Raw genomic sequence first — 22,036 nt, forward strand, 5'->3', positions numbered from 1 at the left:
TAAATGTCAAAAGATAAGAAAAATGAGGGCAAAGAAATCCTCGAAGAATTTAAAGAGTTATCAGAATGGCAGAAACGAAACCAAGAATATCTAAAAAAGAAGGCTGAAGAAGAGGCGGCCCTAGCTGAGGAGAAGGAAAAGGAAAGACAAGCTCGAATGGCTTCGAAATCTGAAAAGTCAGATAAAACTGAGGAGCAAGAGAGTGAATCTGAACCAAAAGACCCAGAATCAGCTAAGGAAGATGCTGAAGAAAAAGTAGAAAAGTCAGAAGACGTCAAAAAAGAAGTAGCCAAAGAAGAACCAAAATCCAAAGAACCAAAGAAACAGAATAAACAGGCTAAAAAAGTAGAGAAAAAGCCTGTAAAGGAAAAACCGGTTAAACCGAAAATTCCAGGAGTTCATATCTGGCGGGCTATCTCGATTTTGTTTCTCAGTCTGATTTTATTGGTCGTCTCTGCCTACTTGCTTAGTCCTTATGCGACCATGAAAGATATTCGTGTTGAGGGAACGGTGCAAACTACAGCTGATGATATTCGACAGGCTTCAGGCATTCAGGATTCGGATTATACGATTAACCTTCTGCTAGACAAGGCAAAATATGAAGAACAGATCAAGTCTAATTATTGGGTTGAATCAGCTCAGCTTGTCTATCAATTTCCAACCAAGTTTACTATCAAAGTCAAGGAATACGATATTGTTGCCTACTATGTTTCTGGTGAAAATCATTATCCTATTCTTTCCAGTGGGAAGGTGGAGACCAGTGCTGTAAGTTTGGTGAGTCTGCCAGAAACTTATTTATCAGTTCTCTTTAATGACAGCCAACAAATCAAGGCCTTTACATCAGAACTTTCTCAAATTAGCCCTGAACTCAAAGCAGCTATTCAGAAGGTGGAACTAGCCCCAAGCAAGGTGACTTCAGATTTAATTCGATTGACCATGAATGATTCGGACGAAGTCTTGGTTCCCCTGTCTGAAATGAGTAAGAAATTGCCTTACTATAGTAAGATTAAGCCACAATTGTCAGAACCAAGTGTGATTGACATGGAAGCTGGAATTTACAGCTACACTGTGGCGGATAAATTAATTATGGAGGCTGAGGAAAAAGCCAAACAAGAGGCTAAGGAAGCTGAGAAGAAACAGAAAGAGGAAGAGAAGAAAAGGCTGGAAGAACAGCAGAATAAATTGGAAGAAGAGAAGAAAAAATTGGAGGAAGAGAGCAATCGAAACCAAACAAGTCAGCGTTCATCGCGTCGCTAGGTTTACCTTTTCTCCTAGAGCTCTTTAGTTGCCATGTTTTTACTTGACAAGTGCTAGTAGAAATAATAGAATAGTAAAAAACCTTTAAAGCAGTCCAGAGAGGCAGCTAAGGTTAGACGGTGAAAGGGTGGAGACTACCCATTTTTCGTGGAACCTTGCTGTTGGCAGGTTCCTTTTTTCGTGGCTTCTTGTGGCCAGACTCTCTCACTAGCAAAGGTAAAAGGAGAAACCTATGCGAGAACATCGTCCAGTCATTGCTCTTGATTTTCCTAGTTTTGAGGCAGTCAAGGAATTCTTAGCTCTTTTTCCAGCAGAAGAAAGCCTTTATCTCAAGGTAGGGATGGAGCTCTATTACGCAACAGGGCCTGAGATTGTGTCCTACTTAAAAGATCAGGGTCATAGTGTCTTTTTGGATCTCAAGCTGCATGATATTCCTAATACAGTTAAATCAGCCATGAAGGTCTTGTCTCAGCTTGGTGTGGATATGGCCAATGTTCATGCGGCTGGTGGTGTAGAGATGATGAAGGCTGCGCGTGAAGGTCTTGGAAACCAAGCGAAGTTGATTGCTGTAACACAGCTGACCTCAACATCAGAAGCTCAGATGCAGGATTTTCAAAATATCCAAACCAGCCTGCAGGAGTCAGTGATCCACTATGCCAAGAAGACAGCTGAAGCGGGTTTGGATGGTGTCGTTTGCTCGGCTCAGGAAGTGCAAGTCATCAAGCAGGCTACCAATCCAGATTTTATCTGTCTAACACCAGGAATTCGCCCTCAGGGAGCTGCTGTTGGAGACCAAAAACGCGTGATGACTCCAGCGGATGCTTATCAAATTGGTAGTGACTATATCGTAGTGGGACGTCCTATTACCCAAGCTGAGAATCCTGTTGTAGCTTATCATGCCATCAAGGATGAATGGACACAGGACTGGAATTAAAGAACTAGATTAGAAAAATAAAAGGAGAAGACCATGACACTTGCTAAAGATATCGCTAGCCACCTCTTGAAAATTCAAGCCGTTTACCTCAAACCAGAGGAGCCTTTCACTTGGGCATCTGGTATCAAGTCACCCATTTACACTGATAATCGTGTGACACTAGCCTATCCAGAAACTCGTACCCTAATTGAAAATGGCTTTGTGGATGCTATCAAAGAAGCCTTTCCTGAGGTTGAAGTGATTGCAGGGACTGCAACAGCAGGGATTCCTCACGGAGCCATCATTGCTGACAAGATGAACCTGCCATTTGCCTACATCCGTAGCAAACCAAAAGACCACGGAGCTGGTAATCAAATCGAAGGTCGCGTAGCTCAAGGTCAAAAAATGGTAGTGGTTGAAGACCTCATTTCAACTGGTGGTTCTGTGCTCGAAGCCGTAGCCGCAGCTAAGCGAGAAGGAGCAGATGTGCTTGGAGTTGTAGCGATTTTCAGCTACCAATTGCCAAAAGCAGACAAAAACTTTGCAGATGCAGGTGTCAAACTTGTAACGCTTTCTAACTACAGTGAACTCATCCACCTAGCCCAAGAAGAAGGCTATATCACACCAGAAGGACTCGATCTTCTAAAACGCTTTAAAGAAGACCAAGAGAATTGGCAAGAAGGTTAGGTCAGTAAGATAAAGAGAGACGAGTCTGGGACAAAAATCTAACTTAAACATAAAAAACGAACAAAAAATGAGTTATCTAACAATTAGAATTCTGTTTTGTTCGTTTTTTTGTATAATCTATCGATTTTTAAAATTTATAATAAAGAATTTCTAAAATTAAAATCTTTTTGTCCCGGACTCTTTTAACCATTTTATTTAAAATATGACAATATTTTAAATAAAATAATTGACAGCGCTTTCTTTTACTGATATAATGAAAATATAATATGTATCAAATTGATCAATCAACTATCTTGTTTATCACTTTTTAGGAGGACGATGTCATGAAAAGAAGAAAAATATATTCCCTTTTTTGCGTAGTTACAATTGCAGCTAGTTTGTTTCTCCCTACAGTCTTAGCTAGACAGGTTGGAGATTATGATTTAACGTTGCCGCGTTTTCATTCGGATACAACTAGTGCGCTTGAGAAAGAAAACGCCTCTGCTGGAATTAATAATAATTACAGTACTGGTGGCGGTAAAACGTTAAATACCTCTATTCGTAGCGCCTATAGTGGGGCAGATATCACTACAGTATATCAATTGAGTTCTGGCTCTAGGATTGTCATGTACTATAATGGAGGTGGTGATAATTATATTGGTTCTGATACTAGATTAGCTATGGCGCCACAGTTTGGAAATCATGTAAGAATTCATACTTCAGGTTCTTGGAGTCCAGATTCTTATTAACTTACTTGTCAGAGTAAGCCTTAAAGATGGTTGATTGTGGGTGTAGCATGAAAAAAGAATGCTACACCCTATTCTTATTATAAGGAGGAGTTGGGATGGAATTTTTTATTTGTAATCTTGTACGAGTCGTTAAATCACCTCGGTTTTATATGTCTTTATTTTTGACCCTTCTTTGCATGAGTTTAGGAAATTTCATTGCTTTCAATGGTATTTATAAAATTGAAGGTTTATCGATTTTTTTTGCCGCTTCTTCTATTAGAGGATTTTCACCGATTAGCCTAGTAGCTGCACTTATCTGTACACTGCCCTATTCTAGTCAGATAATAGAGGATGCTGAGAGTCATTTTCTAACAGCACAATTGTGTCGAATTTCTAAAAAGAAGTATCTGGCTATTGTGGGTAGTACTGTAATTATTTCTTCTTTTCTAGTCTTTTTTCTCCCCTATTTATTATTATTAGGAATTAATCTTTTAGTGACTCCTTATCAGGAAATTTATATTGGAGACTATAGTGGTGCCTTAAAAGAATTATTTGATTCTAATCAGTTTCTCTATAGTCTTGTAACGACTCTCTGGTATGGAGTTTGGGGCGCTGTGTTCTCTATTTTTGGACTAGCTAGTGCTTTGCTAGTGAAGAAAAAATTAGGAGCTATTTTCATCCCAGTTGCCTATATGATGGTTGGGGGTATTTTTTGGGGTATTTTAGAGCTATCTTACTTAGAACCTGTGACAACATTAGCTTTGGGATATCAGAAAGATATCAGTCTTTCCTTAGTTAGTGGGCATCTTGCTTTTATTTTATTTGTTAGTTGTTTGGTTGTTTATGGTACATTTTTTCTACATTCAGAGGACTACGTATAATGAAACAATTTGTTCAATTTTACAAAAAAGATTTTTTATCAGTATTGGTTTATTTTATATTACTGCTATCCTGTATTTTATCTAGTACAGTATATTTACTGCGATGTCGCCAATATTCAATCCATCCAAATGTATTAGAATGGCTCTTAGTCTTACTTCAAGATATTACGACTGGAGTATATTGCTTTCCGTTCACATATATATTATTCTTTTTTCATTTGATGAATAACTATTTTAATAGGTTGGAGTGCCGCATTCGTCTGAAATCAATTAAGCACTTTACCAGTTTTAGTTTCAAATTAGCAGCTCTTAGTACGGGGATTTGGACGGCGACTTTATTTTTATTGATTTTTCTAATTGCATTTAGTAATGGTTTTAGCTTTTCTTTGGAGATAAAGGAGGTTGATTTTTTAAGAGAATTTTATGGTATAAGTATTGCAAACAATGCTAGTTTCTTTATAGGATTTTTTTTCTCTTATATAGCATACTATTTCTTTTTATCCTTACTTACTATTAGCAGTTTTTCTTGGTTTAAAAAATCAAACATGAGCTTAGTATTTCTGTTTACTTTTTTATTTGTAGAATCCTTATTCTGGATTTATCAGTTGAACAATGGGATAATTGGATTATTGCCAATTTTTCAGTATATGGTAAATTCCAATCCGTATGCATTGATTTATTGGCTTACATTACTATCTATCATAATTCCATTGACTGTATTTTCTGTTCATAGAAACTGGAGGAGAGTGTAAAAGTTGGAAATGGGAAAGTTAAGTAGTCACATGTGGAGGTTGAATCAGATAATCTATACCAAGTACTTTTGGGGTTATGTTCTTTTTTGGATATTGATTTGTTTAGGATTATGGTATTGGTTAGAAGGAAATGATAGACTTGTTATAGAAATTTTAAAAGGGCCTAATCTGAGTCAAAACTCTTTTTTAGTCTTATCTATATGGTTGCTTCATTGGTTTATTATTCATACATTTTTTCTAGCAGTTGTATATCGTAGAAGAGCATCCGATTTCTTTATGGAAGTGATTCGATTTTCTTCTATTAAGCTCTGGATTAGGTATCAGATTTGGACCTGTTTTCTTTATGGACTCGTTTTAATCATGGTAAAAGTTCTAGTGATTCAATTTATGTTACAGTTACCAAACTGGGATATAGGAGTTTTGTTTATAGTTGATTTTTTGAATGTTTGTGTGCTATCCTTGCTTTGCTTTACGTTATACATACTAGGAGCGAATGAGCAAATGAACTTTTCTTGTGTTAGCTTCTTTTTACTCATGATTGTGTTTGGCAGTTTGTTTGTGGGGAATCGAACCAATTATCTATTTTATATTCTGAATAGAGGAAATGGAGATATAGGACGAGATCTATTTCTTCAGTTGCTATTTTTAGTCTTTCTTTTTAAAAGCATTTTCTATTTCACTCGTCAAAAGAGGAGGTTTATAGAATGAATGAAATAATTACATTAAAAAATATTCAGTTGGAATTAAAAAAAACATGTGTTTTTCAAAACCTTAATTTTAGTTGTAAACAGGGGGAAATTATAGGAATTACTGGTGCGAATGGCTCAGGGAAAAGTGTATTGTTTAAATTAATAGCTGGTTTATATAGTCCGTCTTATGGAGAAGTGTTAATCAATGGGGAAAATATTGTTCCTGAGAGAAAAATTCCAGCTAATTTGGGAGCTTTGATTGAAGAACCTGGTTTTATAAATTATTATAGTGGCTTTAAGAATTTACAATATTTGGCAAGCATACGAGGAGTAGTTGGTAATCAGGAAATCAATGATACACTGAAAATAGTTGGTCTATATGAGCAAAAAGACCAGAAAGTTAAAACTTATTCGCTAGGTATGAGGAAAAAGCTAGGGATTGCTCAAGCAATTATGGAGAATCCCTCTATTCTTTTACTAGATGAACCTATGAATGCCTTGGACAAATCAAGTGTAGAAAATATGAGAACATTGTTTAGAAAGCTCTCTAGTGAAAAAGGGACAACAATTTTGATTGCTAGTCATAGTGAAGAGGATATTCGTATCTTATGTGATAAAGTATATGCAATAGACGATAAAGTATGTACACTGTGTTCAGATTGAACATATTAGATAGACTCAGGATGTTATAGGTAAAATCTTAAAAAGGGATTGGAGCTTAAAATCCAGTCCCTTTTAAGAGTTAATGACTAGTCAACTTTTCCACCTTCAACAACCAGGTCATCTGCTTTAGCAGCGTCACCGTAGGTTGGGTGGAGTGTTTTTTCGTAGGCCTTGTGGAAGAAGTTTTCTTTGCCTAATTTTTCAATATCCTTATTGATGAAGTCTAGCAATTCTTGGTTGCCTTTTTGAACTGCTGCCGCAATGGTATCTGGATTACCGAGGGAAGTAATGCCTACTTCAAATCCTTTGTTTTCAAGCGCCCAAGCTAGGACTTCCGTATTGTCAGTAGAGAAGGCATCTCCACGTCCGTCAAGAAGGGCTTGGTAAGAGTCACTGTATTGGTCGTATTTTTGGAGTTTGATTTCTGGATGATTCTTTTCAAAATAAGTTTCAGCGGTCGTTCCTTTTGTAACAATCAAGGTTTTGCCTTCTAATTGTTTGACATCTGTAATAAGACCGGTCTTAGGTGATACGACACCCAGAGAAACTTTCATATATGGAAGGGCAAAATCAACTTGTTTCTTACGTTCATCAGTTACTGTAAAATTGGCAAGAGTAATATCCACCTTGTTTGAAATCAAGTATTCAGCACGGTTGGCAGCATCGACTGAAACGTATTTGACCTTGACACCAAGGTCTTGTGCTAATTGGTTCCCAAGTTCAATATCGTAACCTTGGTAAGAACCGTCATTGTCAACGTAACCAAAAGGTTTCTTATCTCCAAACACGGCGATTCGTAGCTCACCGCTTTTTTTGATTTCATCAATTGTGCGAGCCTTGGCAGTGGTTTTACCAGATGGTGCACCAGCATTTCCACCTGAGCTACAAGCTGTGACAAAGATAAGGGCGAAGGCAAGTGCCAAAACAGTTAAGAGTGGTTTGAATAGTTTCATAAGAATCTCCTTTATAGATATGAGCCAAATTGGCTAAAGTCAAAGACGTTTAAAAATTCCTGAGCTCGTTTGGTTTGAGGATTGGTAAAGAAGGCTTGAGCTGTTCCCTCTTCAGCAATTTTCCCTTTGTCGAGGAAGATAATCCGATCGGCAATAGCTTGGGCAAACTGCATTTCATGGGTTACTAAAATCATGGTACGGCCTTCTTGGGCCAAGTCATTTATGAGTTCCAGCACCTCACGCACCATTTCTGGATCCAGCGAAGCAGTCACTTCATCAAAAAGGATGATTTCTGGATGCATGAGGAGGGCACGGACAATTGCAACCCGTTGCTTCTGTCCACCAGATAATTGACGCGCAAAGCTATGTTGTTTATCCAGCAAACCAACACGTTCTAGTAATTGCAAAGCTTCTTCCGTTACTTCCTTCTTGTCTCTTCCTTGAGCTTTGATAGGGCCTAGGATGAGGTTTTGAAGGACATCCAGATGGGGAAAGAGTTCATAGCTTTGAAAGACCATGCCAATCTTTTGGCGAACGAGGTGAAAGTCTTTTTTATTTTCAACGATAGACTGACCGTCCAGAAGAATATCTCCACCTTGAATACTTTCTAAGCCATTGAGGCAACGAAGGAGGGTACTTTTCCCACAACCAGATGGCCCAAGAATAACCACAACTTCCCCTTTTTTGATATCTAGAGAAAGTCCTTGGAGGATGGGATTGTCTCCGAAGGATTTTTTTAGTTCCTTGATTTCTAAAATAGTTTCAGACATTTAGTTCCTCCAATGTTTTTCTAAGTGAGTGGATAGTTTGGAAATAGGAAAGCAAACTGCGAAATACAAGACTAGAATGGTTCCATAAATCCAAAATGAAGCAGTTGGGATAGTCAGGCGATTGCTGTCGATGATTTGTTGTCCAACCTTGGTAACTTCAACTACCCCAATCAAGACAACCAAGGAAGTGGTTTTGATCATCCGAGTGACAAGATTGATAGCCTGCGGTAGCAGTCTTCTCAAAACCTGTGGGATGATGATGTGGTAGTAAAGTTGAACATTTGTCAAACCTAGTGCCTGTCCACTTTCAAACTGATGCTTAGGGAGGGAAGTGATGGCTCCACGGACCAAGTCCCCCATTTCAGCTGTTCCCCAGAGGGTAAAAACGATAATAGCTGAAGTCTCTCCTGAGATATTGATATTAAAGTTTCGAGCTAATCCGAAATAAACGATGAAGAGTAGCACCAGTTGGGGCATGATACGAATAAATTCCAGATACAATCGTGTTAAAAATCGTACGATTCTAGAATGGGAGGTCATGACAATTCCCATGACTGTTCCGAAAATCATGGATAAGAGGACAGACAGGATAGAAATGCCAATCGTGACGCCCAATCCCTGTAAAATCCGCAGGAGATTATTTCCCTGAAAGAGTACTTGGATTCCCGAATCCTGCATGGCGGAGCCTCCTTTCTATCCAGCTAAAGACCAGTGATATGGGCAGCAGCATAATCAGGTAAGCAATTACCAACATAGCTAGCGCAATGTCTGTCTCATAATAGAGCCCAATCAAGTCCTTGGCGACGTACATGAGGTCTGCTAAAGCTACTGCTGAGAAAACGGAGGTTTCCTTGATGAGGAAAATGACATTGGCGCTAAAAGATGGTAGGGCCACCGCTGTTGCTTGCGGAAGAACCACATAGCGAAAGACCTGTACAGGTGTCAGACCGATGGCTAATCCAATCTCATGCTGGGTTTGACTGATGGCTTCCAACCCACTTCGGAAAGATTCTGCCATATAGGAGCCTCCTAAAAAGACTAATCCCAGAGTAGCACAGACTTCCGAAGATAGGACAATCCCTATTCGGGGAAGACCGAAGTAGAGAAAGAAGAGTTGAATCAAAAGGGGTGTATTACGTGACAATTCAATGTAGGCTGTCGCTATTTGCGCCAAAAAAGGGATGCGGTAATGCCGGATGATACTAACGATTAAACCGAGCAAAAAGGATCCCAAAATTCCCCAAACTGCAATATGCAAGGTTAGAAGAAATGCCTTTTGATATAGTGGTAGATATTGTTCAACAATGGACCAATCCAAAAATAGAACCTCCCATCTAGAAATAATACAGTTATTGTAGCACTTAAAATCTTCTTTGGATAATATCTATTTTTTATTGCCGTCATAAGGATTTTTTATCATAGACATAAAATTTCTGAAATTTCCAAACAAAATATTTGAAAAGTTTTGAAAAAAGAGTTATGATATTTTTGTAATATACAAAGTAAACGCTTACTTATTAAGGAGGGCATTTTATGTCATACAAAACAAGCAATGCAGAAGGTCATGTAGATTTCATCAATACCTATGATTTGGAGCCAATGGCGCAACAAGTTATTCCTAAAGCAGCCTTTGGCTATATCGCTAGTGGGGCAGAAGATACTTTCACTTTGCGTGAGAATATTCGTGCCTTTAACCACAAACTCATCGTTCCTCATACACTTTGTGATGTTGAAAATCCAAGTACAGAGATTGAATTTGCAGGTGAAAAATTGTCTTCACCAATCATTATGGCGCCTGTTGCAGCTCATAAATTGGCAAATGAACAGGGTGAAGTGGCGACTGCGCGTGGTGTGCATGAGTTTGGTTCTCTTTACACAACTAGCTCTTACTCTACTGTAGATCTTCCAGAAATTACGGAAGCCCTTCAAGGGACACCTCATTGGTTCCAATTTTACTTTAGTAAAGATGATGGAATCAACCGCCACATCATGGACCGTGTGAAGGCTGAAGGTTATAAAGCGATTGTCTTGACGGCAGATGCGACTGTAGGGGGCAATCGTGAGGTGGACAAACGTAATGGTTTTGTCTTCCCAGTTGGCATGCCGATTGTTGAAGAATACCTGCCAGAAGGTGCTGGTAAATCAATGGACTTTGTTTACAAATCAGCTAAACAACGCTTGTCTCCACGTGATGTAGAATTTATCGCTGAATACTCAGGACTTCCTGTTTATGTCAAGGGACCACAATGCCGTGAGGACGTTGAACGTTCGCTTGCTGCAGGTGCTTCTGGTATCTGGGTAACTAACCACGGTGGTCGCCAAATCGACGGTGGACCAGCTGCCTTCGACTCACTTCAAGAAGTAGCAGAAGCAGTTGATAAACGTGTGCCAATCGTCTTTGACTCAGGTATTCGTCGTGGTCAACACGTCTTTAAAGCCTTGGCTTCAGGAGCAGACTTGGTAGCTATTGGTCGCCCTGTTATCTATGGCTTGGCTCTCGGTGGTAGTGTCGGTGTACGCCAAGTCTTTGAACACTTGAATGCAGAATTGAAGACAGTTATGCAATTATCTGGAACTCAGACTATTGAAGATGTCAAACACTTCAAACTCCGTCACAACCCTTATAACCCAACCTTCCCAGTTGACCCTCGTGACTTAAAATTGTATTGATAAAATGATTGCCTCCACTTGATGTGGAGGTTTTTGCTTGTGTTTTAATCACTTTTGTCATGAAGATTAAAAAAGAGAAAAATTTGATTTTTATAATTGACAAATGTAGATTTTTAGAGTATACTATTTAACATAATTGACAAATGTAGATTTAGGAGGTGTGATTATGCAGATTTCAGATGCAGAATGGCAGGTCATGAAGATTATTTGGATGCAAGGAGAGCAGACCAGTATGGATTTGATCAGGGTTCTGGCGGAGCGGTTCGACTGGTCCAAGTCAACCATTCAAACTCTTTTGGCTCGTTTGGTTGAGAAAGAGTGTTTGACTCGGAAAAAAGAAGGCAAGTCTTTTGTTTATTCAGCACTTTTAACTTTGGACCAAAGTCGGGATTTACTTGTCCAAGATATCAAAGACAAGGTTTGTTCCCGTAGGATTAAGAACTTGCTGGCTGATTTGATTGCTGAATGTGATTTTACTCAGGCTGACTTGGAAGACTTGGAAGCTGTGATTTCTGAGAAGAAATCAAACGCTGTGACAGAAGTAAGATGTAATTGTATGTAAAGGAGACGTCATGTTAAATAGTATTGTAACCATTATTTGTATTGCCCTTATCGCCTTTATCTTGTTTTGGTTTTTCAAAAAACCTGAAAAATCTGGACAAAAGGCCCAGCAAAAAAACGGCTACCAAGAGATTCGAGTGGAGGTCATGGGGGGCTACACGCCTGAGTTGATTATCCTCAAGAAATCAGTGCCAGCCCGCATTGTCTTTGACCGTAAGGACCCTTCACCCTGTTTGGACCAAATTGTTTTTCCAGACTTTGGTGTACATGCGGACCTGCCTATGGGAGAAGAGTATGTAGTGGAAATCACGCCTGAGCAGGCTGGAGAGTATGGTTTCTCTTGTGGCATGAATATGATGCACGGCAAGATGATTGTAGAATAGGAGAATGATATGACTGAAATTGTAAAAGCAAGTCTTGAAAGTGGTGTTCAAAAAATCCGTATCACGGCAGACAAAGGCTACCATCCAGCCCACATTCAACTGCAAAAAGGAGTTCCTGCTGAGTTCACCTTTCACCGTGTGACACCTTCAAACTGTTATAAGGAAATTCTGTTTGAAGAAGAAGGCATCTTGGAACCAATCGGCGTAGATGAGGAGAAAGTCATTCGTTTTACACCTCAAGAATTAGGTCAACATGAATTTTCTTGTGGTATGAAGATGCAAAAGGGAAGTTATACAGTTGTTGAGAAGACTCGAAAATCTCTATCACTTTTACAGCGTTTTTGGATTACTAGTATCTTTACTGTGCCTCTTGTGATCCTCATGATTGGGATGTCGACAGGAGGAATTAGTCACCAAGTCATGCGTTGGGGCACCTTTTTAGCCACAACACCGATTATGCTAGTAGCAGGTGGTCCTTATATCCAAAGTGCTTGGGCTAGTTTTAAAAAGCACAATGCCAACATGGATACCTTGGTTGCTCTGGGAACCCTAGTAGCCTATGGCTATAGCCTAGTTGCCCTCTTCGCTGGTCTCCCCGTTTACTTTGAAAGTGCTGCCTTTATCTTCTTCTTCGTTCTTATGGGAGCCGTTTTTGAGGAGAAAATGCGGAAAAATACTTCCCAAGCTGTGGAGAAATTACTTGACTTGCAGGCTAAAACTGCAGAAGTCTTGCGTGAGGATAACTATGTTCAAGTCCCTTTGGAGCAAGTCAAGGTAGGTGACCTGATTCGAGTGCGTCCCGGTGAAAAGATTGCGGTTGATGGTGTCGTAGTAGAAGGTATCTCTAGTATTGATGAGTCTATGGTGACAGGTGAGAGCCTACCAGTGGACAAGACAGTTGGAGATACCGTCATTGGTTCAACCATCAATAATAGTGGAACACTTGTTTTTAGAGCAGAAAAAGTTGGTTCAGAGACTGTTTTGGCTCAGATTGTGGATTTTGTGAAGAAAGCTCAGACAAGTCGTGCGCCGATTCAGGACTTGACGGATAAAATTTCAGGGATTTTTGTCCCAGCAGTTGTCATTTTAGGGATTGTGACCTTTTGGGTTTGGTTCGTCTTGCTCAGGGATAGTGTAGTTGTGCTTGGAGCGAGCTTTGTATCTTCGCTTCTCTATGGAGTAGCAGTTCTGATTATTGCCTGCCCTTGTGCATTGGGACTTGCAACACCGACAGCCCTTATGGTGGGGACAGGTCGCAGTGCCAAGATGGGGGTTCTCCTCAAAAATGGAACGGTTCTACAGGAAATCCAGAAAGTTCAAACTATCGTCTTTGATAAGACCGGGACTTTGACTGAAGGGAAACCTGTGGTCACAGATATCATCGGTGACGAAGTAGAAGTGCTTGGATTGGCAGCTTCCTTGGAAGAAGCTTCTCAACACCCACTGGCTGAAGCCGTTGTGAAACGAGCGAGTGAAGCTGGACTTGAGTTTCAAACTGTTGAAAATTTCCAAGCCTTGCACGGAAAAGGTGTCTCAGGGCAAATCAATGGAAAACAAGTTCTGCTTGGAAATGCTAAAATGCTGGATGGCATGGATATTTCTAGCACTTATCAAGAAAAACTAGAAGAACTGGAAAAAGAAGCTAAGACAGTTGTTTTCTTGGCTGTGGACAATGAAATCAAAGGCTTGCTTGCTCTGCAAGATATTCCTAAGGAAAATGCTAAGCTTGCCATCAGTCAGTTGAAAAAACGAGGTCTTAAAACAGTCATGCTGACAGGAGACAATGCAGGTGTGGCGCGTGCTATTGCCGATCAGATCGGAATCGAAGAGGTCATTGCAGGTGTCTTGCCAGAAGAAAAAGCCCATGAAATCCATAAACTACAAGCGGCTGGAAAAGTAGCCTTTGTTGGTGATGGTATCAATGACGCTCCTGCCCTCAGTGTAGCAGATGTGGGGATTGCTATGGGAGCTGGAACAGATATTGCCATCGAGTCAGCAGATTTGGTGTTGACAACTAATAACCTCCTAGGAGTGGTTCGTGCTTTTGACATGAGTAAGAAAACCTTTAATCGAATTCTGCTCAATCTTTTCTGGGCCTTTATCTACAATGTCGCCGGAATTCCGATTGCAGCAGGAGTCTTTTCTGGTGTTGGACTGGCTCTTAACCCAGAACTGGCAGGTCTAGCTATGGCCTTTAGTTCTGTATCCGTTCTGACTAGTTCACTCTTACTAAACTTTAGTAAAATAGACTAAAAGCGGGCTTGCTCGCTTTTTATACTCTTCAAAAATCTCTTCCAACCACGTCAGCTTTGTCTGCAACCTCAAAGCTGTGCTTTGAGCAACCTGTGGCGAGCTTCCTAGTTTGCTCTGTGATTTTCATTGAGTATTATAAAACAGAAGCTAAAAACGTTTTCAAACTGTACTGTAATAGAGAATAAAAACTTCTGAGCAGATTCTTAGTAAAGTCAAAATAAATGTGATAAATTAGTATTGTAAAAATTTACTGAAACGTTTTCAAAAACTATATGAAACCTTTTTTAGTAGATTTAAAAATATTTGAAGGAGAGTTATCATTATGACTCAAGGGAAAATTACTGCATCTGCAGCAATGCTTAATGTATTGAAAACATGGGGCGTAGACACAATCTACGGTATCCCATCAGGAACACTCAGCTCATTGATGGATGCTTTGGCTGAAGACAAAGATATCCGCTTCTTGCAAGTTCGTCACGAAGAAACAGGTGCTCTTGCAGCGGTTATGCAAGCTAAATTCGGCGGCTCAATCGGGGTTGCAGTTGGTTCAGGTGGTCCAGGTGCGACTCACTTGATTAACGGTGTTTACGATGCAGCTATGGATAACACTCCATTCCTAGCAATCCTTGGATCACGTCCAGTTAACGAACTCAACATGGATGCTTTCCAAGAATTGAACCAAAACCCAATGTACAACGGTATCGCTGTATACAACAAACGTGTAGCTTACGCTGAGCAATTGCCAAAAGTAATCGACGAAGCTTGCCGTGCTGCAGTTTCTAAAAAAGGTCCAGCTGTTGTTGAAATCCCAGTAAACTTCGGTTTCCAAGAAATCGACGAAAATTCATACTACGGTTCAGGTTCATACGAACGTTCATTCATCGCTCCTGCTTTGAACGAAGTTGAAATCGACAAAGCTGTTGAAATCTTGAACAATGCTGAACGTCCAGTTATCTATGCTGGTTACGGTGGTGTTAAAGCTGGTGAAGTGATTACTGAATTGTCACGTAAAATCAAAGCACCAATCATCACAACTGGTAAAAACTTTGAAGCCTTTGAATGGAACTATGAAGGTTTGACAGGTTCTGCTTACCGTGTTGGTTGGAAGCCAGCCAACGAAGTGGTCTTTGAAGCAGACACAGTTCTTTTCCTTGGTTCAAACTTCCCATTTGCTGAAGTTTACCAAGCATTCAAGAATACTGAAAAATTCATCCAAGTCGATATCGACCCTTACAAACTTGGTAAACGTCACGCCCTTGACGCTTCAATCCTTGGTGATGCAGGTCAAGCAGCTAAAGCTATCCTTGACAAAGTGAACCCAGTTGAATCTACTCCATGGTGGCGTGCAAACGTTAAGAACAACCAAAACTGGCGTGATTACATGAACAAAATCGAAGGTAAAACTGAGGGTGAATTGCAATTGTATCAAGTTTACAATGCAATCAACAAACATGCTGATCAAGACGCTATCTACTCAATCGACGTAGGTGACACTACTCAAACATCTACTCGTCACCTTCACATGACACCTAAGAACATGTGGCGTACATCTCCACTCTTTGCGACAATGGGTATTGCCCTTCCTGGTGGTATCGCTGCTAAGAAAGACAATCCAGATCGCCAAGTATGGAACATCATGGGTGACGGTGCATTCAACATGTGCTACCCAGACGTTATCACAAACGTTCAATACGACCTTCCAGTTATCAACGTTGTCTTCTCAAATGGTAAATATGCCTTCATCAAGGACAAATACGAAGACACAAACAAACACTTGTTTGGTTGTGACTTCCCTAATGCTGACTATGCGAAAATCGCTGAAGCTCAAGGTGCTGTAGGATTTACAGTTGACCGTATCGAAGACATCGATGCAGTTGTTGCAGAAGCTGTTAAACTCAACAAAGAAGGTAAAACTGTTGTGATCGATGCTCGCATCACTCCACACCGTCCACTTCCAGTAGAAGTACTTGAATTGGATCCAAAACTTCACTCAGAAGAAGCAATCAAAGACTTCAAGGAAAAATACGAAGCAGAAGAACTCGTACCATTCCGCCTCTTCTTGGAAGAAGAAGGATTGCAATCACGCGCAATTAAATAATTCCTCTCGTCGAAAATCAAATTTAAACTGTGTTATCTTCACCTTGCCGTACTTCAGTACTGCCTGCGGTTCGATGCCTTGTTTATTCTTTGATTTTCTTAGAGCGAAACTTAAAAAGATCGGAGCAATCCGGTCTTTTTATGGAGGATAGTAAATGAATTTAAATCAATTAGATATTATCGTTTCCGATGTTCCACAAGTCTGTGCTGACTTGGAGCGTATTTTGGATAAAAAATCCGATTATGTTGATGACAGTTTTGCTCAGTTTACGATTGGCAGTCACTGTCTGATGTTGTCCCAAAATCATTTGATTCCTTTGGAAGATTTTCAGTCAGGAATCATTCTTCATATCGAGGTTGAGGATGTAGACCAGAATTACCAACGGTTGAAAGAACTTGGTATCCAGGTTTTAAACGGACCAACTGTAACCGATTGGGGAACAGAGTCCTTATTAGTTAAAGGGCCTGCTGGTCTAGTGATTGATTTTTATCGTATGAAGTAGGTAATTCTATTATCAAATTTTTTATCTAAACATTCTTGGAGTGAAACTTAAAAAGATCGGAGCAATTCGATCTTTTTTGTATTTATGCGACTTTCAGTCCGTCTCGCTCCGTTAGGTGCGAGACAAAAAACCACCCGTTTTCACGGGTGGTTATGATTTCTACACTTATTGTTTGGCTTCCTGTTTTAATTGTTGCACCTGTTCCTCGTACTGGACAAGCTCCCTGTCTTTTATATTGATAGTCGCTTCTGCTTCAGCAATGCGGCTTCTCAGATCTTGAGTCTTGTTATGGTGATAGCTAATACCAATAGCACTACCAGCAATGATCCCGATTACTAGACAAGTAAAAATCACCAAAATCAAGGGAGCAGATAGTTGTGTAAAGACAAGACTGACAGTTACTGTTTGACGATTGAGTAGACCAAATGAGATCACAATGACTAATAAGCTCAAACCGCCAATTAGATAAGCCTTATCTTTCAGTGACAATTCATTAAATTTTTTTAGCATAAGTTCCTTTTCTCCTGACTATGTTGATAGAAAACTACACACCATTTAGGTATTAACAAAATTCATTTTACTAGAAAATTTCGATACTGTCAATAATTTCTAACGGCTTATTTACCATCAATCAATCGATTCATTGAAAAGGAGTATTCATTTTCTAATATTTGATTGAGTAAACAGAACGGAGCAATTCGGTCTTTTTTCTGTTCCCTCTTTCTTATAACAAGATTGTGATAGTTTATATCTTTATAACAAAAGTTTTAAAGACTTGATTGTTTTGAAAGAATATTTTAAAATAAGATTCAGTAAAAATGAAAGAGGTTTTGAAAATGTCTGAAAAACAAATGAAAATTTTAGGTTGGGTAGCGACCTTTATGTCTGTTATGATGTATGTGTCTTACTTCCCACAAATCATGAACAATCTGGCTGGTCAAAAAGGAAATTTCATCCAGCCCTTGGTTGCTGCCATCAACTGTAGTCTCTGGGTTTACTACGGTCTTTTCAAAAAAGAAAGAGATATCCCCCTTGCAGCAGCTAATGCACCAGGTATTATTTTTGGCCTAGTGACGGTTATTACAGCTTTGATTTAAAAGGAACAGAGGAGACTAGTTTTCAGTCTTCTTTTTTGTTTCAGGGGAGGCTATTTACTTTTTCTAGAGGATAATTTTTTAAAAAACAATCTGATAAACTTAAATAGTAGAATAGTATCAGTATGTCACAGTATTTTATAAGAAAAGGTTTACAGAATAAGTTATAATATAAGTAAATGAACAAGCAAATAAGAAAGTGAGTAGAGTTATGACCGAAAAACTGACTTTTCCGGATGGTTTCTTGTGGGGCGGAGCGACAGCTGCCAACCAGTGTGAGGGTGCTTATAATTTAGAAGGTCGTGGATTGGCGAATGTGGATGTCGTCCCCATCGGTCCAGATCGTGAAGCCATTATCACAGGTCAGAAAAAGATGTTTTCGTTTGAGGAGGGCTATTTTTACCCAGCCAAGCAAGCTATTGATATGTACCATCATTACAAGGAAGATATTGCCCTTTTTGCGGAAATGGGCTTTAAGACTTATCGTCTATCCATTGCTTGGACTCGGATTTTTCCTAAGGGCGACGAAACAGTGCCAAATGAAGCTGGTCTAGCCTTTTATGAGGATTTATTTAAGGAGTGCCACAAGTATGGTATCCAACCTCTGGTGACTATCACTCATTTCGACTGTCCTATGCACTTGATTACAGAGTACGGTGGTTGGCGCAATCGTCGGATGTTAGACTTCTATGAAAAACTTTGTCGCACACTCTTTACCCGCTATAAGGGTTTGGTCAAATATTGGCTTACCTTCAACGAAATCAACATGATTCTCCATGCCCCCTTTATGGGAGCTGGGCTCTGTTTTGAAGAAGGAGAAAATCAAGAACTGGTTAAATATCAGGCTGCACACTATGAGTTGGTAGCTTCAGCTCTTGCGACAAAGATTGCCCACGAAATTGACCCAGAAAATAAGGTGGGATGTATGTTGGCTGCAGGGCAATACTATCCTAACACAGCCCATCCAAGAGACTACTGGGCAGCCATGGAGGAAGACCGCAAGAGTTACTTCTTCATTGATGTTCAAGCGCGTGGGGAATACCCAAACTACGCCAAGAAGCAGTGGGAGCGTGAGCGAATCGAGATTCAAATGACTGCAGAAGATTTAGAGTTGTTGAAGGACAATACTGTTGACTTTGTTTCCTTCTCTTACTATGCAAGTCTAGTAGCCTCAGGTGATCCAGAAGTTAAAGAATTAACTGCTGGAAATATCTTTGCCTCTCTCAAAAATCCTTATCTTGAATCCTCAGAATGGGGATGGCAGATTGACCCACTTGGTCTTCGTATCACCCTCAATGCTATCTGGGATCGTTACCAAAAGCCAATGTTCATCGTGGAAAACGGTCTAGGTGCTATGGATACACCGGATGAGAATGGTCATGTAGCAGATGACTATCGGATTGCTTACTTAGAGGCTCATATCAAGGCCATGCGAGATGCCATTTACCAAGATGGCGTTGACTTGCTTGGTTATACGACTTGGGGCTGTATCGATCTGGTTTCAGCTGGAACAGGCGAAATGAACAAGCGCTATGGCTTTATCTATGTAGATCGAGATAATGCTGGTCATGGAAGCCTCAAACGTAGCAAGAAGAAATCCTTCTACTGGTACAAGGATGTCATTGCCAGCAATGGTGCAAGCATTGAGTAGAGCACATTTGTTCACTATTTTTATAAAATCTTCTCCCTACTTTATAATATGTGAAAAAGAGTTCAATTAGATGGAGCTTTTTGCTATAATGAGGGGAGAAAAATCAGACAGGAGATCGACATGTCAGAACCATTATTTTTACAATCAGTTATGCAAGAAAAAATCTGGGGTGGAACCAAGCTACGTGATGAGTTTGGTTACGACATCCCAAGTGAAAAAATCGGAGAATATTGGGCCATCTCAGCCCATCCAAATGGAGTCTCTAAAGTTGCCAATGGACGCTACCAGGGAACAGACCTCGCTACTTTGTATGCGGAACATCGTGAATTGTTTGGCAATCGTCCTGAGCCTGTATTTCCACTTTTGACTAAGATTCTGGATGCCAACGACTGGCTCAGTGTCCAAGTTCACCCAGACGATGCTTATGGACTAGAGCATGAAGGCGAACTTGGAAAGACAGAGTGCTGGTATATTATCGCAGCAGACGAAGGTTCAGAGATTATCTATGGCCACAATGCCAAGTCAAAAGAGGAGCTCCGTCAGCAAATCGAAGATAAGAACTGGGATGCCTTGTTAACCAAAGTACCTGTAAAAGCTGGAGATTTCTTCTATGTACCAAGTGGCACCATGCACGCTATCGGTTCAGGTATCTTAATCCTTGAAACGCAACAGTCTAGTGATACAACTTACCGTGTCTATGACTTTGATCGTAAGGACGATAATGGCAACTTGCGCGAGCTCCACCTTGAAAAATCCATCGATGTTTTAAATATCGGTGAGCCTGCTAACAGCCGACCTGTGACTGTTAAAGCAGATGACCTGAGTTCAACTCTTCTTGTGTCTAATGATTTCTTCGCAGTTTACAAGTGGGAAATTACTGGAAAAGTTGACTTCGAAAAGACAGCTGACTACAGCTTATTCAGTGTCTTGGATGGGGAAGGTCAGTTAACTGTTGACGGAAAAAACTATCCAATCCAAAAAGGCAGTCACTTTATCCTACCTAGTGATGTTGATGCTTGGACCTTAGAAGGACATGGTTTGGAATTGATTGTTAGTCATCCATAAAAAGAAAGGACCTGAGTTCACTACTCAAGTCCTTTTTGATTACATAAATTGGGCGATAAAGACCACAATGATGATGATTGGAATGACGAAACGAAGAAGGAAGAGCCAGACTTGGAACAGTCCCTGTTTCCATGCTCTTTCATCAAGATGGAGTTCCTCCATAGCAAGTGTCTTCTTAAAGATGTAGCCAGTAAAGAGTGAAAGGCAGAGGGCTCCAAATGGCATGAGGAGATTGGAAACCAAGAAGTCCATAGCGTCAAAGAAGGTCTTCCCAAAAATGTGAACATCTGCCATAACACCGTAAGAAAGGGCTGAAGGGATACCAAAGACAAAGGTCAAAATTCCTAAAATAGCACTCCATTTAGCACGCTTGCTGTTGTCCTGATTGGTGATATTTCCCACATTGATTTCCAGCATCACGACAGAAGAAGTGACTGTCGCAAAGAGGAAGAGCAAGAGGAAGAGGATGTAGAAAATAGTTCCAAAAGGCATCTTGTCAAAGAGCTGAGGCAAGACGATAAAGAGCAAGCTCGGTCCCCCTTCAGACTGGATATTGAAGGCCGACATGGCTGGGAAAATGGCTAGACCTGCCATGATGGATACTGAGATATTCATAGCTACAATAGAAATCCCTGACTGGACCAGGTTGGTTTTCTTGTCCAAGTAGGAAGCATAGGTCAGCATGGCTGTAACCCCTAGTGAGAGGGCGAAGAAAGATTGTCCCAGAGCATAGAGGAGACCAGCACTCGTCAGTTTTGAAAAGTCTGGTTTGAGGAAGTAAAGAACCCCTTCCATGGCATTTGGCAAACTGAGAGAGCGCCCGATGATGACGACAAAGATGATAAAGAGCAGAGGCATCATGACCTTTGAAGCTCTTTCAATCCCTTTTTGAACCCCACGTGATACAATAAAGATATTCAACAGGATAAAGGCAGATTGGGCACCTAAAGCAATGGCTGGATTTGAAATGATTGAAGTAAATAACTGAGCGTAATCACCTGTTCCACTAAGTTGGAACAATTTTCCAAACTCAATGCCTAGATAGACTAAAATCCATCCTCCAATAACACTGTAGAAAGATAAGAGGATAAAGAGGGCGAAGGCACCAATCCAACCGATAAAGTTGTACTTGCTATTCTTGCCGAGTTTTCCAAAGGTTTTGATTGCTGAGACACCAGCACTTCGGCCGAGAGCAAATTCAGCCAGCAAAAGGGGGAAACCAATTAAAATAGTGGAAATGAGAAAGACAAGTAAAAAGCCTCCTCCACCATTAGCAGCAGTCATGTAGGGGAATTTCCAAACGGCACCAAGTCCGATGGCTGAACCAGCAGATGCTAGGATAAAGCCCAGTTTAGAACCCCATTGCGATTTTTCAGACATAGTTAAACTCCTAAAATTAGTATTACAAAAGAAAAAGCTACTGCCCTTGGCAAATAGCCTCATCAGTACTCAAAATGAGCCTTTCTTTTGATTGATAGACTTGACTA

23 protein-coding genes are annotated in these 22,036 nt (G+C 40.2%); 17 read left to right on the top strand and 6 right to left on the bottom strand.

The genetic code is table 11. The features are described from left to right. Positions 1-3: 3 nt before the first annotated feature. The 8 genes from QM843_RS06715 to QM843_RS06750 all read left to right on the top strand — a co-directional run bounded on the left by QM843_RS06715 (position 4) and on the right by QM843_RS06750 (position 6,549). Positions 4-1,257: a cell division protein FtsQ/DivIB gene (locus tag QM843_RS06715; RefSeq protein WP_414304635.1), complete on the top strand. Its 1,254-nt coding sequence runs from the start codon at positions 4-6 to the stop codon at positions 1,255-1,257. Positions 1,258-1,489: 232 nt separating this feature from the next. Further along, a complete protein-coding gene (gene pyrF / locus QM843_RS06720; RefSeq protein WP_414304636.1) occupies positions 1,490-2,191 on the top strand; it encodes an orotidine-5'-phosphate decarboxylase in 702 nt (233 codons plus the stop codon). A gap of 33 nt (positions 2,192-2,224) precedes the next feature. After that, positions 2,225-2,857 carry an orotate phosphoribosyltransferase gene (pyrE, locus tag QM843_RS06725; protein WP_000170896.1) on the top strand — a complete coding sequence of 211 codons (633 nt, stop codon included), beginning with the start codon at positions 2,225-2,227 and terminating at the stop codon, positions 2,855-2,857. 323 nt (positions 2,858-3,180) lie between these two features. After that, positions 3,181-3,585 carry a hypothetical protein gene (locus QM843_RS06730; protein WP_023943170.1) on the top strand — a complete coding sequence of 135 codons (405 nt, stop codon included), beginning with the start codon at positions 3,181-3,183 and terminating at the stop codon, positions 3,583-3,585. A gap of 95 nt (positions 3,586-3,680) precedes the next feature. After that, entirely contained in the window at positions 3,681-4,445 is a 765-nt protein-coding gene (locus tag QM843_RS06735; protein WP_023943168.1) for a hypothetical protein, read from the top strand. Next, on the top strand, positions 4,445-5,197 hold the full coding sequence (locus QM843_RS06740; RefSeq protein WP_033682780.1) for a hypothetical protein: 753 nt from the start codon (positions 4,445-4,447) through the stop codon (positions 5,195-5,197). The genes QM843_RS06735 and QM843_RS06740 overlap by 1 nt, the downstream gene beginning before the upstream one ends. Before the next feature lie 9 nt (positions 5,198-5,206). Continuing rightward, positions 5,207-5,905 (top strand): hypothetical protein, encoded by a 699-nt coding sequence (locus QM843_RS06745; RefSeq protein ID WP_192855400.1) that lies wholly within the window; start codon positions 5,207-5,209, stop codon positions 5,903-5,905. Continuing rightward, positions 5,902-6,549: an ABC transporter ATP-binding protein gene (locus QM843_RS06750; protein ID WP_023943164.1), complete on the top strand. Its 648-nt coding sequence runs from the start codon at positions 5,902-5,904 to the stop codon at positions 6,547-6,549. The genes QM843_RS06745 and QM843_RS06750 overlap by 4 nt, the downstream gene beginning before the upstream one ends. Positions 6,550-6,635: 86 nt before the next feature. On the opposite strand, the gene QM843_RS06755 is transcribed toward QM843_RS06750, so the two are convergent. From QM843_RS06755 to QM843_RS06770, 4 genes are read right to left on the bottom strand one after another with little or no spacing between them, the layout of a single operon-like run. Beyond that, on the bottom strand, positions 6,636-7,502 hold the full coding sequence (locus QM843_RS06755; RefSeq protein ID WP_023943162.1) for a cysteine ABC transporter substrate-binding protein: 867 nt from the start codon (positions 7,500-7,502) through the stop codon (positions 6,636-6,638). A gap of 11 nt (positions 7,503-7,513) precedes the next feature. Next, on the bottom strand, positions 7,514-8,272 hold the full coding sequence (locus QM843_RS06760; protein ID WP_023943160.1) for an amino acid ABC transporter ATP-binding protein: 759 nt from the start codon (positions 8,270-8,272) through the stop codon (positions 7,514-7,516). Next, positions 8,273-8,950 carry an amino acid ABC transporter permease gene (locus tag QM843_RS06765; protein ID WP_247953194.1) on the bottom strand — a complete coding sequence of 226 codons (678 nt, stop codon included), beginning with the start codon at positions 8,948-8,950 and terminating at the stop codon, positions 8,273-8,275. Beyond that, positions 8,910-9,590 (bottom strand): amino acid ABC transporter permease, encoded by a 681-nt coding sequence (locus QM843_RS06770; RefSeq protein WP_060627884.1) that lies wholly within the window; start codon positions 9,588-9,590, stop codon positions 8,910-8,912. The genes QM843_RS06765 and QM843_RS06770 overlap by 41 nt, the downstream gene beginning before the upstream one ends. Positions 9,591-9,805: 215 nt before the next feature. Here QM843_RS06770 and lctO point away from each other — a divergent pair, with 215 nt between their 5' ends. The 6 genes from lctO to QM843_RS06800 all read left to right on the top strand — a co-directional run bounded on the left by lctO (position 9,806) and on the right by QM843_RS06800 (position 16,739). Then, on the top strand, positions 9,806-10,942 hold the full coding sequence (lctO, locus tag QM843_RS06775) for an L-lactate oxidase (protein WP_000120714.1): 1,137 nt from the start codon (positions 9,806-9,808) through the stop codon (positions 10,940-10,942). 166 nt (positions 10,943-11,108) lie between these two features. Continuing rightward, positions 11,109-11,504: a CopY/TcrY family copper transport repressor gene (locus QM843_RS06780; RefSeq protein WP_203180495.1), complete on the top strand. Its 396-nt coding sequence runs from the start codon at positions 11,109-11,111 to the stop codon at positions 11,502-11,504. A 10-nt stretch (positions 11,505-11,514) separates the two neighbouring features. After that, positions 11,515-11,886 carry a cupredoxin domain-containing protein gene (locus QM843_RS06785; protein ID WP_000935061.1) on the top strand — a complete coding sequence of 124 codons (372 nt, stop codon included), beginning with the start codon at positions 11,515-11,517 and terminating at the stop codon, positions 11,884-11,886. 9 nt (positions 11,887-11,895) lie between these two features. Continuing rightward, positions 11,896-14,139, top strand: coding sequence for a heavy metal translocating P-type ATPase (locus QM843_RS06790; RefSeq protein WP_414304637.1), 2,244 nt, complete (start codon positions 11,896-11,898; stop codon positions 14,137-14,139). A gap of 322 nt (positions 14,140-14,461) precedes the next feature. Next, on the top strand, positions 14,462-16,237 hold the full coding sequence (spxB, locus tag QM843_RS06795) for a pyruvate oxidase (protein ID WP_000191819.1): 1,776 nt from the start codon (positions 14,462-14,464) through the stop codon (positions 16,235-16,237). A 154-nt stretch (positions 16,238-16,391) separates the two neighbouring features. Beyond that, complete coding sequence (locus tag QM843_RS06800) at positions 16,392-16,739, top strand: VOC family protein (RefSeq protein ID WP_001052644.1); 348 nt, start codon at positions 16,392-16,394, stop codon at positions 16,737-16,739. 165 nt (positions 16,740-16,904) lie between these two features. Here QM843_RS06800 and QM843_RS06805 read toward each other — a convergent pair whose 3' ends face one another. Then, on the bottom strand, positions 16,905-17,249 hold the full coding sequence (locus QM843_RS06805) for a lipopolysaccharide assembly protein LapA domain-containing protein (protein WP_000913393.1): 345 nt from the start codon (positions 17,247-17,249) through the stop codon (positions 16,905-16,907). Between the two features lie 326 nt (positions 17,250-17,575). On the opposite strand from QM843_RS06805, the gene QM843_RS06810 reads away from it, so the two are divergent. The 3 genes from QM843_RS06810 to manA all read left to right on the top strand — a co-directional run bounded on the left by QM843_RS06810 (position 17,576) and on the right by manA (position 20,549). Beyond that, positions 17,576-17,836 (top strand): SemiSWEET family transporter, encoded by a 261-nt coding sequence (locus QM843_RS06810; RefSeq protein ID WP_001291472.1) that lies wholly within the window; start codon positions 17,576-17,578, stop codon positions 17,834-17,836. 208 nt (positions 17,837-18,044) lie between these two features. Beyond that, on the top strand, positions 18,045-19,484 hold the full coding sequence (locus tag QM843_RS06815) for a 6-phospho-beta-glucosidase (RefSeq protein WP_000136868.1): 1,440 nt from the start codon (positions 18,045-18,047) through the stop codon (positions 19,482-19,484). Positions 19,485-19,604: 120 nt separating this feature from the next. After that, positions 19,605-20,549 (top strand): mannose-6-phosphate isomerase, class I, encoded by a 945-nt coding sequence (gene manA / locus QM843_RS06820; protein WP_414304638.1) that lies wholly within the window; start codon positions 19,605-19,607, stop codon positions 20,547-20,549. Between the two features lie 39 nt (positions 20,550-20,588). Here manA and QM843_RS06825 read toward each other — a convergent pair whose 3' ends face one another. Continuing rightward, positions 20,589-21,929 (bottom strand): sodium-dependent transporter, encoded by a 1,341-nt coding sequence (locus tag QM843_RS06825; protein WP_414304639.1) that lies wholly within the window; start codon positions 21,927-21,929, stop codon positions 20,589-20,591. Positions 21,930-22,036: the final 107 nt, after the last annotated feature.

Origin of the sequence: Streptococcus mitis (assembly GCF_047463435.1) — a bacterium.
GTDB lineage: Bacteria > Bacillota > Bacilli > Lactobacillales > Streptococcaceae > Streptococcus > Streptococcus mitis_DS.